General features: G+C 47.9%; 4 protein-coding genes. 2 read left to right on the forward strand and 2 right to left on the reverse strand.

The window, feature by feature from the left end; all coding sequences use genetic code 11:
* Positions 1–9 precede the first annotated feature (9 nt).
* Together srfAA and hxlR are read right to left on the reverse strand one after the other, a co-directional pair.
* A complete protein-coding gene (gene srfAA, locus H7F27_RS18965; RefSeq protein ID WP_185848294.1) occupies positions 10–10,767 on the reverse strand; it encodes a surfactin non-ribosomal peptide synthetase SrfAA in 10,758 nt (3,585 codons plus the stop codon).
* A 576-nt stretch (positions 10,768–11,343) separates the two neighbouring features.
* On the reverse strand, positions 11,344–11,706 hold the full coding sequence (hxlR, locus tag H7F27_RS18970; RefSeq protein WP_003241118.1) for a transcriptional activator HxlR: 363 nt from the start codon (positions 11,704–11,706) through the stop codon (positions 11,344–11,346).
* 231 nt (positions 11,707–11,937) lie between these two features.
* Between hxlR and hxlA the strand changes: the two genes are divergently transcribed.
* Both hxlA and hxlB read left to right on the forward strand, forming a co-directional pair.
* Complete coding sequence (hxlA, locus tag H7F27_RS18975) at positions 11,938–12,570, forward strand: 3-hexulose-6-phosphate synthase (protein ID WP_003224929.1); 633 nt, start codon at positions 11,938–11,940, stop codon at positions 12,568–12,570.
* Positions 12,571–12,575: 5 nt separating this feature from the next.
* On the forward strand, positions 12,576–13,133 hold the full coding sequence (gene hxlB / locus H7F27_RS18980; protein ID WP_185848295.1) for a 6-phospho-3-hexuloisomerase: 558 nt from the start codon (positions 12,576–12,578) through the stop codon (positions 13,131–13,133).
* The last annotated feature ends 58 nt before the right edge of the window (positions 13,134–13,191 follow it).

Consider the following 13,191-nt stretch of genomic DNA (forward strand, 5'->3'; position numbering starts at 1 on the left):
CCACCTCTATTAAAAAATTTCCATTAATTTATCAAGCTCATCCAGCGTCAAATCGTCGTCGCCAAGGTCACTCGGCGTCAGTTCCGTGCCATCTTGAGATAGGCAATGTTCAATGATTCTATGAAGATGGGCCTTAAAGCTGTCACTGAATGTCTGTATCGTTTTTTCATGAAATTCGAGAGAGTGATAGGCCAGTGACATCGTCAGTTTTCCGTTTTCAATATATCCGACAACATCAAGCGCGTTCGGTTTTTCCGTTTCCGGGCTTAATGACTGTCCTGACGGCAGCTCTGATCTCGTGAATAAACCTGCATCCGACATTTCATCGAACTGACCTAAATAGTTAAAGCTGACATCCGGCTGAATGGAGAACGCCACATCTTCTTTATGCTCCGGCGCCGTCAAATAGCGCAAAATGCCGTAGCCCACTCCCTTATTCGGGATATGTCTGATGTCTTCTTTCATTTGCTTCAGCTGATAAGCCAGATCATCCGCGTGCTTCATATCCAGCACCATCGGGAACATACTCGTAAACCAGCCGACTGTCCGGGAAATGGTCAGGTCTTCTACTATATCTTCACGTCCATGCCCCTCTAAATGAACACTCACTTGCTCCTGACCTGTCCACTCCTTCATCGCCAATCCGAATGCCGTCAGCAAAATATCATTCATTTCTGTGTGATAAGCCTCATGCACCTTGGTGGTAAGCTGTTCTGTCTCTTCAGCAGTCATCGAAAATTCGATTGTCTTTGTATGTTTCATTCGCTGATCACTAGATTCGCGGTCCTTCGGAAGCTTCACCGGGACAGTCTGTTCTTCAAGCTGTTTCCAATACTCTTTTTCTTTCAAAAAGGCCTTGGAATTTGCGAAGTCTTGTAATCTCTCTGCATACTCCGCAAACGAATGGGTTTTCTGCGGAAGAACCGGCTCGTTCCCTTGCTCCAGCTGTGTATAAACCGCAGCGAAATCCTCCAGTAAAATCCGCCACGATATACCGTCAACCACTAAGTGGTGAATCACAAGCAGCAAGTGGTCTCCGTCTTCTGCTTGGAACAAGCCTGCTTTTAACAAGCCGCCTTCCTTCAAATTGATGCTGCTTTGCAGACGCTCCGCCTCTCTCTCTATGCGGTCTTCATGATCTATAGCCTGCCCCTCAAGTTTGGTGATCTCTAAGTGAACAGAGACAGCATCAAGCCCTTTGTTAAATTGAACGATCTCCCCTTGTTCCTCGCGGTAGACCATGCGAAGCGCGTCATGATGCTCAATCAGTGCCTGCAATGTCTTTTCAACCCGTTCAGGATCGAAGCCCTTCGCAGAATGAAGCATGACCGACTGATTCCAGTGGTGTTTGTTCGTGAAATTCTTTTCAAAGAACCAGCGCTGAATCGGCGTCAGGATAACTTCGCCCTCCACAGGGCCTTGGTCTGCCTGTTTGCCTTCGGCACGCTCCACGTATTGTGTCAGTTCTTCAATCGTCGGGTGCTGGAAGAGATCCTTCATTTCCAGCTTCCAGCCGTGCTGGTTCAAGCGGCTCGCCATCTGGATTCCTTTAATAGAATCTCCGCCGAGCGAGAAGAAATTGTCGCTGACACCGACTTCAGAAATACCGAGCACGTCCTGCCAAATGCCGGCAAGCAGCTCTTCCATGTCAGTGGACGGCGCTTTGTATTCTCCGCCCCCTGCTTCGATGTCCGGCTCCGGCAGCGCTTTGCGGTCTACTTTGCCGTTTGCGGTAACCGGAAGCTCGTTTAATGTCACCCAGAACGCCGGGATCATGTAGTCCGGCAGGGTATCCTTGAGCGCTGACTTCAGCGCTTCTGTGTCGACGGTTTCCGGTGTGACATACGCCGCGATCGCTGTATTGCCGCCTTTATCTTTTACAGCTGTCACTGCCGCATCCTGCACCTCAGACAGCTGGGCCAGCTGCACTTCGATTTCTGACAGCTCGATTCGGTAGCCGCGGACTTTGACCTGCTGGTCGATCCGGCCGATGTATTCGATGCCGCCGTTCGTCCATTTCACCAAATCGCCTGTTTTGTACATGCGTTCATCCGGCACGAACGGATCGGGGACAAACCGCTTCGCGGTTTCGTCTTCCCTGTTCAGATAGCCGCGCGCCAGTCCGCGTCCCGCCACACAAAGCTCTCCGGCCACGCCCTCCGGCTGAACCTGATGGCTTTCGCTGAGAATGTACACTCTCGTATTGGCGATCGCGCGCCCGATGGAAAGCGAGCCTTCCTCCGGATTGATTTCTGTGCTCGTCGCAACGACAGTGTTTTCGGTCGGCCCGTAGTTGTTGATGAGCTTGTACGGCTTTTTCACTGCGCGCTTCAGCTTGTCTCCTCCGGTCAAGAGGACGCGAAGTGATGTGTTCTCAAGCTCCATGAACTGTTCCGCCAGCTGCGTCGGCAGGAACGTGATTGTGACGTTATGCGTTTCGAAATAATCATTCAGGCGGGTGATATCAAGGCGAATCGCTTCATCAATGACGTGAAGCTCAGCGCCGATCGTCCAGGTCGGGAACATCTCCCAAATAGAAGCGTCGAACCCGAAGCCCGCGTACTTCGCACTGCGGTCCTCCGCCGTCATGCCGAACGCGTCATGATGCCAGAAGCACAGGTTCACAAGCGCATGGTGCTCGATCATAACACCCTTCGGCTGTCCGGTCGTTCCTGACGTATAAATCATATAAGCAAGGTGATCCGCGGTTGTGTCGGTCTGCGGATTTTCCTCATCGTTTTCATCAAGCGGCAGGATCGTGCGGTTGCCGTCAAGAAGAATGACCTCGCCCGTGTAGCTGTCCGGCACTGTGATGCCTTCCTGTTTCAAGAGAAGCGTCGCGCCGCTGTCCTGTAGGATATATTCAATCCGCTGATCCGGATAGTCAGGATCAATCGGCACAAATGCCGCTCCTGCCTTTAAGACGCCGAGCACCGCAGCGGACATTTCAAGCGACGGCTTTGTGAGAATGCCGACGCGCTCATCCGCGCCGATGCCGCAGTCGATCAGAATCCGCGCCAGACGGTTCGCCTTCGCATTCAGCTCGCCGTACGTCCATGACTGCCCGTTATACGTAACAGCCGGTTGGTCTTTGTGGCGCTGAGCCGTTTCTTCAAACAGCTGATGAACCGTTTTGTCTGTCGGCACAGGCAGTGTTTTCCCTCTCCATGCCTCCAGAAGCGTTTGTTTTTCTGTTTCGTTGACGAGTGACAGGCTGGAAAGCGGCTGGTTTGGATTTTCTGTTACTGCTCCTAAAAGCTGAATCCAGTATTGCTTCCATCGTTCAATCGTTTCCGGTGTAAACAGCGCCGTATTGTATTCAAGAACAAATGTGAGCCCCTCGCCGGTTTCGTCAGCTGTCAGCGTGATATCAAACTTGGCCGTTTTCCGCTCAAACGGATGCGGTTCAAGCTCGCCCCCTTTCATCGTTAAATCTTTAATGTTCGCATTTTGCATAGAAAATACTGCGTCAAATAAAGGGTTTCTGCTTGTGTCACGGTGAACCTGAACTTTTCCGATCAGGTCTTCAAGCGGGTAATCCTGCGCTTCAAATGCGCTAAGTGCTGTTTCTTTCACTTCGCCAAGATAATCCGCAAACGTCTTATCGCCCTTCGGATACGTGCGCAGCGCCAGCGTATTGACAAACATGCCGATGACGCGGCTGATGTCTGCTTGAGAGCGTCCGGCTACCGGCGAGCCAACAATGATATCGTTTTGCCCGCTCAATTTTGATAAAAACGCACTGTAAGATGCCAGAAGAACCATATACAATGTGGAATCCGTTTCCTTCGCAAGCTTGCGAAGAGCATCTGCTTTTCTTGCATCTAATGAAAATGCAATCCTGTCTCCCTCAAACGTTTGAACCGCAGGACGGCTGTAATCAGTTGGAAGAGTCAGCACCGGCAGCTCTCCTTCAAGCTCCTTCAGCCAATGCTCCTCTTGCTTCCGGTACAGCTCGGACTGAATAAACTGCTGCTGCCACACGGCATAATCCTTATATTGAATATGAAGCGGCTCAAGGCTTTCTCCGTCGTACAGCTTCGAGAGTTCATCAATCAGCACGCCGACAGACGCTCCGTCAGAAATAATATGGTGCATATCAAACAGCAGCAGATGCTCAGTTTCTGAAAGCTTGATCAGCCCCATTCTGAACAGCGGCAGCCGGTCGAGTGTGAACGGACGGATAAACTCAGAAACGATCCGCTCGGTCTCTTCTTCTGGAGCTTCGAAATATGCCATATCAAACGCTGCTTCATCCCAGATTCGCTGCACCGTTTCTCCGTCTTTTATTTCAAAGGTTGTTCTGAAGGCTTCATGGCGCTCCATTAACTGATTCATTACGCATTTGAGCCTTTCAACGTCCAAATGACCCTTCAGACGCAGAACCGATGGCATGTTGTAGCTTGTGTCCGCTCCTTCAAGCTGCTGAAGCACGTACATCCGTTTTTGCGGAGAAGAAACAGGATAAGTCTCTTGTTTCTTTGCCGGTCTGATACTGATCGCTGTTCCTTTTTCAGCGGCGGCAATAGCCTGCGCTAAGCTTTCAACAGTCGGTGATTGGAAAAGATCCTTCAGAGAAAGCTCGGCGCCCAGTTCCTGATGAATCACGGCAAGCATCTTCATGCCCGCTAACGAGTGTCCGCCGATATCAAAGAATTGGTCATAGATGCCGATCTGTTCAACCTGAAGCACCTGTGCCCAAATGTCTGCGACTTTTTGTTCTATTTCATTGCGCGGCGCAACATATGAAACACCATTTGAGATGTTGGCGTCAGGAAGCGGAAGCGCCCGACGGTCGATTTTTCCGTTTCCGGTCAGAGGCAGCTCGTCCATTTGGATAAATACCGCAGGAATCATGTAAGCCGGCAGATCCTTTGCCGTATGCTCTCTCAGCTCTTGCGCTGTAATCTCACCCTGTCCGACAAAATACGCGCAAAGCAGTTTGTCTCCCGCACCTTGATCGACAGCAAGCACAACGCTCTCCTGCACACGATCGTGGCTTTGCAGCTGGTGCTCAATTTCTCCGAGCTCAATGCGCTGTCCGCGGATTTTCACCTGGTGGTCGATCCTTCCGATAAATTCGATATCGCCATTCGGCAGCCATCTTGCCAAGTCACCTGTTTTATACATGCGTTCGCCTTTTTTAAACGGATGCGGCACAAATTTCTCCTCAGTCAGTTCAGGTCGGTTGTAATAGCCTTTCACGAGGCCTTCCCCGCTGACACACAGTTCTCCGGCGATGCCGGCAGGCTGAACATGTCCCGCGCGGTCAAGAATGTATACTTCCGTATTGCTGACCGGTTTTCCAATCGGAACGGACATCGTGTGCTCATCCAATTCATCAACTGGATGATACGTCGCGAAAACCGTGCTTTCAGATGGGCCGTACATGTGAAGCAGCTTGCCTTTTCCAACGGTCTGCAGCGCTTTTTTCACATGATCTACAGAAGCCCGTTCTCCTCCGAACATAATCTTGCGCAAAGTCGACAAGCATGTCGGATTCAAGTCCACAAGAAGGTGGAACAGAGCTGTCGTGATCATGAGAATGCTGATGTTCTCCCGCTCAATGACACGAGAAAGACGAGCCATGTCCAGAACTGTTTCTTTCGGAACGATGACAAGCTTCGCGCCGTTTAAAAGAGAACCGAACACATCAAACATAAATGCGTCAAATACATAGTTTGAGAGGCCGAGTATCGTATCCTGTTCCGTAATGCTGAGATAATTCGTCTGCTTAACCGTGCGCATAATATTGGCATGTGTCACGATATTCCCCTTTGGCGTTCCTGTCGTACCGGATGTATATGTCAGGTTGGCCATAGCCGCCGAATCAAACGGCAGAGCGAGGTTTTGCGCATCGCCGTGATAGCTATCATCCTCATCAGCGAGCACGATGACGCCTTCGAATTCCGCTTTTTCCGCTAACGCCTTTAATTTCTTCTGGGTGAGAAGCACTTTCGCTCCGCTGTCTTGGAAGAAATGCTGCATCCGCTGAATCGGGTGTTCCGGATCAATCGGTACATAAGCCGAACCGGATTTTAATACCGCCAGGATTGACACAATCATATCCATTGACCGTTCACATAGGACGGCCGCTGTCCTGCTTTCGCCTGCTCCCATTGAAAGAATGCCGCGCGCTAAACGGTTGGCCCGTTCATTCAGCTCACGATATGTGAGCGATTGTCCTTCATATTGAAGTGCCGGACGATCCGGCGTTTTGGCAGCCTGCTCCTCAAACAGCTGAACAATCGTTTTGTCTTTCGGATAAGGCGTTCTTTCCGGGTTAAACTGCTGAACTTGTGAAGCGGCTTCCTGTTCAGAAAGAAGATTGTATTCAGAAATTGGTTTCTCAGGCTCAGCCGCTACATCTTCAAGCAACCGCGCAAAATGCGTGAGCAGCCTGTCTGCCGTGCTTCGTTTAAACAGTTTGGTGCTGTAGTCTAAATCAAGATCAATGCCTTGGTCCGTTTCTCTTGCCTGAACCGTTACATCAAATTTGGCAATGTTGAAATTGGTCTCATGAATCGACAATGTCAAATCGCCGACAGCCGGAATGCCCGCCGTTGCGTTTTGGAGACTGAACATCGTGTCAAACAATGGATGCCTGCTGATATCACGCGGTATATTCAGGTCTTCAACAAGCCATTCAAATGGATAATCCTGATGAGAAAAAGCATTCAGGACCTGCTGGCGCACACGTGTGAGCAGGCTGTTAAAGGTCTCATCCTGCTTCACCTCGCTGCGAATCGCGAGCGTATTGACGAACATGCCGACAATGCCCTCTGTATCAGAATGATGTCTGCCCGCTGAAGGAGTGCCGACAATGATGTCATCCTGCCCGGTATATTTAGACAGGAGCGTATAGTAGGCTGACAGCATGACCATATAAAGTGTGGCTCCATTTTTTTCAGCTAAACGATACAGGCGATTCTTTAACTCCGCATCCAGCTTGATGGAAACCCGGTCTCCTTCAAAGCTTTGGACAGGCGGTCTCGGATAATCGGATAGAAGCTGAAGCACTGGAAGCTCACCCGCAAAGGCTTCCTTCCAATACGCCTGATCCTCCTGGTATCCCTCAGCAGCCCGCGCGCTTTGCCAGACGGCGTAATCTTTATACTGAAGACGGAGCTCAGGAAGCTGTTCACCGCGGTAAATCTGTGCCAGTTCCTCCAAAATAATGCCGATGGAAACACCGTCAGAAATCAAATGGTGCATATCAAACAGAAGCATATGACGGTTTTCTTCAAGCTCCATCAATCCGATTCTCAACAGCGGCGCTTTCGATAAGTCAAACCGGCGGACAAAAGAAGTCATAACCTCCTCATTTGAGCGGCCGCTTCTTTCAATCATCTCGATGTTGAACTGAACACTGTCATGAATTTGCTGTCTCGGCGTACTGCCTTCAAGCACAAATGACGTCCTCAGCGACTCGTGGCGGCTGATTAATCCGTCAAATGCGCGTTCCAGTTTTAGAATGTCTAAAGGCCCCTCTAAAATAGCTGCCGCCGGCATGTTATATCCGACTCCCGCATCTTCGAATTGGCTGACAATATACGTCCGCTGCTGCGCCAAAGAAAGCGGGTAATGTTCCTGTTTTTCAGCTGGCTCAATTGCCGCAAACGTCCTGCCTTCTTTACGCTCGGCCGCCTCAGCAAGAGCGGCGATGGTCGGATGCTCAAACACATATTGCAGCGGGATGTCAGCGCCCGTCTCCTTATGAATCTTTGTTAAAAGCGTCATGGCCTTCAATGAATGACCGCCCGTTTCAAAGAAATTGTCAAAGACCCCGGCTTTCTCAACGTTCAGCACATCCTGCCAAATCTCAGCGATTGCTTTTTCCATTTCGTTTCGAGGTGCGGTATAAGCTGTTCCGCTTACCGCTTTTACCTCAAGCGCAAACAGCTTGCGGCGGTCAACTTTACCGCTTGGTGTGAGCGGGATTTCTGTGATTTCTGTGATGTAAGCCGGCACCATATAGTCAGGAAGCTGTTTTGCCGCGTGTTCCCGCAAACGTGCTGGAGCAAATTCGCTTCCCCCCTTTTGCACAACATACGCACAAACCTCAAGATTCCCTTGGTCGTCAGGCCTCGCCAAGACGACAGCTTTGGCAACATCAGGCGCCTGCTGAAGCACGGCTTCAATTTCTCCAAGCTCAATGCGGTATCCGCGAACTTTGACCTGATCATCTTCTCTTCCTAAATATTCGATCGTTCCATCTGGAAGCCAGCGCACCACATCTCCGGTACGATACATGCTGTCACCGGGCACAAACGGGTCTTGTGAAAATTTCTCAGCTGTCAATTCCGGAAGGTTTAAGTAGCCTCGTCCTACACCGTCACCCGCGATATAAAGCTCGCCCGCCACGCCTTCCGGCTGCAGACGGCCTTTTTGATCCAAAATATACAAGCGGTTATTCCCAAGTGCTTTACCGATTGGCACATACGCTGATTGAACTGAACTGTCCGGGTGGACCGGATGAACGGAAGCATCCACACACGTTTCAGTCGGCCCGTACACATTGGTCAAACGAGGAACGGCACCCGCTTCTTTGAACAATGTCAGAAGCTTGTCCGCCACAACAGAAGAAAGACCTTCCCCGCCAATCAGTAAGTGTTTGAGCTTAAGACCAGTCAAATCTCCCGCAGCAATCAGCATTTGCAGATGGGCCGGTGTTCCGTCCGTCGCCTCAATCCCGTATCTGCGGTAATACTCAGCAAGAGCAGCGCCATTCGTCACCGTGTTCTTCGGTACAATATAAAGGGTCTGTCCCAAAAGGAGCGACGCGAAAATCTGTTTCACTGACGCATCAAAGTGGAACGGCGCAAGCAATGCCATCCGCAGGGTCTGACTCTCACTCTGATAAATGGTCTGCTGCAGAGATTCAACCAAATGATGAACCTGGCGATGCTCGATCATCACTCCTTTTGGACGTCCGGTTGTTCCCGACGTATAAATAATGTAGGCAAGATCACCAGCGTTCAGATTGACATCCGAAATAGCATCTGTACCGCCTGCAATCGCCTGATCAAAGTCAATAAGCTCAGCAGATGCACTTGGAGACGCAACCTTCGATTCAGTCAAGACGAAATCCGCACCGCAGTCCTCCAAAATAAATTGGATGCGCTCTGCCGGAAACTCGGGGTCAATCGGCACATAGGCTCCGCCGGCTTTTAAAATCCCCATAATGGCCGTGATCATTCGTTCAGAGCGTTCGAGCAAAACGGCAACCGGGCTGTCTGCACGGACACCCTTCTCTTTCAGCACACTGGCAATACGTGATGATTGTTCATGTAACGTTCGATAGGACAATGCTCGATTTTCAAACACAACCGCGGGCTGATCAGCAAGCGATTCAGCCTTTTCTTGAAACAGCGCCGGAATCGTCATGTTCTTGCGGTAATTGACCGGTTCACCGCCAGCCCGCAATAGCAGCCGCTCTTTCTCCGCCTCAGAAATCAGCGTCAATTCATCAATCGTATGATTCGGGTGCGTAAGTGCGTTCTCAAGCAATGTCATCATGCGTTCACAAACAATTTTGATTTCTTCGCGCGTCATTAAATCAGTACGGTAGTCAAAGTCAATTGTAAGTTTCCCAGTATCCCATCGATCCTTCACATGAATCGAAACATCATTTAATCCGCTTCCGCTGAAAATGGGCTCAGTTAAAAAGGCAAGATTTTCTTCTTTCTGCCACTGCATCACCTGATACTCAAGAGAAACCGTAAACAGCTTTGTCACAGAGCTTTTTGTTTCACGAAGATCATTGATGAGAAGATTATACGGGTACTTTTGATGGCGAAGAGTTTTCATTAAATCCTTCATCCGGTCTTTAACAAAATCAAAAAACGCCTGTCCGCCGTCAATGTTTGCCCGAAGCGGAACCGTAGAAACAAACATGCCGAGCATCTGCTTCTCTTTCGCATTTGTCCGGTTGCCCATAAATGTTCCTGTAACCACATCATTCTGGCCGCTGACTCTGTACAAATAGGCTGCAAGCACCGATTGAAATACCGATAAAACGCTGACCTTGTGCTCCTCACAAAAGGATAAAATTTGCTGATGCAGCGCCTCAGGCACATCTTGAGAGAATCTCTCAGCATCTAAACTTCCGCCTGCAGGAGCATTCCGTTTCAGGGAAACGAGTTCAGGCACCTTTTCGAATTGCTTGTTCCAGAACGCTTTATCTTTTTCAAACCGCTTCGATTGAGCATAGTCCTGTTCAGACAAAACATGATCGATAAATGAATGCGAGATTCCTTTTTTTGTTTCTGATCCGCCTGCTAATTCCAAGTAAATGTGCATAATGGCGTTTCCGAGGATGTTCATGGAGATCCCGTCAGAAATCACATGATGAACATTTGCGTAAAACCATACTTCATTTTCTTTGATGGTAAACAGGGAAAAACGGAATAAATCACAATCGTACAGAGGCAGAGGTTTTTTCGTTTCCTCCCGGCCCCATTGTGAAATAGATTCTATCGCATTCGGATCTCCGGTGGTGTCAGTATGTTTTATATCAACAGGCCGATACTCGCTTATATATTGAACGGGCTCTCCATTTTCATCGAGACGCAAACGAAGGCGCATTGCGTCATTTCTGCGGACAAACTCTTGAATCGCTTGCTCCACAAGCTTCCAGTCAATTTTTTCAGTTGAAACCAGCTTACCAATCCCCGCAAGATTTGAAATACTCGTATGAGGATAAAATTTTTCTGTATACCAAATTCGTTTTTGAGCATCCGTTAAAGGATAAAAAGTTATTTCCATATTATCTTACCTCCCCTAATCTTCAATAATCTGTAACATGTGCAGGATTATTTCTATTTCGTATCCTTTGACAGCTTTTGAATCTAATGAACTAACTGCTCAAAAAGCCAAAAGTACTACTTCTCAAAAGCGTTGCATCTAAACAAAAAACACAAAGCGACCTAAAAATAGCCAGCCGTAAGCATTGATTGCGGTGTCAGGCACAGGCAGATAAAGACCGCAAGCCCTCTTGCCCTAAAGTGAAACATTTTTGCCTATTTCTTCATTGTTTTCAATATTTTTAACCTTTCTAACGTTCACTTTAAATGAAAAAAATGTTTTTATCACCGAAAAATGGGTGAAAAGTTTCATGCGGGATACCGAAAAGATTCCAGTTTATTCACTGGGATATTTTTGCGGGATACCGCAATAATTTCCACTAAACATTATTTACAGAAAAATAAAAATTTTTAAAATGCACTCTCACGCTATTTCCCATTTATTGTTGAAAGCCATTTACAATCTTTACATCCCATATGTTTACCGCGCAAAAACCGAAAAACAGGCAAAAAAAAGACACCCTTAGCCAAGAGCGCCTTACAACGATTCCTTAATGACATTTTTGTCGATATCAATCAATTCCATATAGCCTTTCCCCCACTCATACATGGCATCAAGAATAGGCATCAGGCTTTCTCCTTGCGGGGTCAAGGAATATTCAACCTTCGGCGGGACAACCGGATACACTTCCCTGTGAACAATCATATCCTGCTCAAGCTCTCTCAGCTGATTCACGAGGATCTTCTGCGTAATATCAGGAATCAAAGCTTTCAATTCATTAAAACGTTTTGTGCCTTCTTTTCCTAAATGCCACAAAATGAGCATTTTCCATTTGCCACCGATCACCGCAAGCGTTAATTCCTTCTCACAATTAAACCTTTTGTCGTCCATCCGGCTCAAAAGAAATCCCCCCTTAGTATCCTTTTTGTATGTTAGATACGTATCATCACTTACTTACTTTTTGGCAGACTCTTTTTCATTATACTCACTCATAAAACCAAGCGAAAGAAATCTGATTGCCCCTTCTCACAGTATCCTCAAAGTAACTAGTTGACTTCAAAGTGCCTACTTCTCAGCTAAAGAGGGAACCTATAGAATGAAAAATAATTCGAATAAGGGAGTGGATCAACAATGGAATTACAGCTGGCATTAGACCTAGTAAATATCCCGGAAGCCATCGAGCTTGTCAAAGAAGTAGAACAATACATCGACGTGGTTGAGATCGGAACACCGGTTGTCATTAATGAAGGCCTTAGAGCCGTTAAAGAAATAAAAGAAACATTTCCGCAATTGAAGGTCCTGGCAGACCTGAAAATCATGGATGCCGGCGGATACGAAATTATGAAAGCGTCGGAAGCTGGAGCTGACATCATCACCGTTTTAGGGGCTACAGACGATGCAACAATTAAAGGCGCAGTAGAAGAAGCCAAAAAACAGAAGAAGAAAATCTTAGTGGACATGATTAACGTGAAAGATATTGAATCCCGTGCGAAAGAAATTGACGCACTCGGTGTTGACTACATCTGCGTCCACACTGGTTATGATCTTCAAGCAGAGGGCAAAAACTCTTTCGAAGAATTAACGACCATCAAAAATACCGTAAAAAACGCAAAAACCGCAATTGCGGGCGGCATCAAACTTGATACACTGCCAGAAGTGATCAAACAAAACCCTGACCTTGTCATTGTTGGGGGCGGAATTACAAGCGCAGCCGATAAAGCAGAAACAGCTTCAAAAATGAAACAGCTTATTGCCCAAGGATAAATAAAATGAAAACGACTGAATACGTAACGGAAATTCTCAATGAATTACACCGTTCAGCGGCTTATATTTCTAATGAAGAAGCTGATCAGCTTGCCGATCACATTTTTTCGTCCAATCAAATTTTCACTGCGGGCGCGGGGCGGTCTGGCCTGATGGCAAAATCCTTCGCGATGAGATTGATGCACATGGGCTTTAACGCTCATATTGCCGGTGAGGTTCTCACTCCGCCGCTCCGCAAAGGAGACCTCGTCATTATCGGCTCAGGATCAGGCGAGACAAAGAGCCTGATCCATACAGCAGCTAAAGCAAAAAGCTTACACGGAATTGTTGCCGCTTTAACCATCAATCCGGATTCGAGCATTGGAAAACAATCGGATCTCATCGTCAAAATGCCTGGCTCTCCTAAAGACCAGTCAAACGGAAGCTATAAAACGATGCAACCAATGGGTTCATTATTTGAGCAAACATTGCTGCTGTTCTATGATGCAATAATTTTAAAACTCATGGAGAAAAAAGGACTCGATTCTGAAACCATGTTCACTTACCACGCAAACCTTGAATAGCGTCACACAGCCGGCCTGGAGATCAGGCCGGTTTTAATATCCCCTAAAATAAAACTTT

This window comes from Bacillus sp. PAMC26543 (assembly GCF_014250375.1).
Classification (GTDB): Bacteria; Bacillota; Bacilli; order Bacillales; family Bacillaceae; genus Bacillus; species Bacillus halotolerans.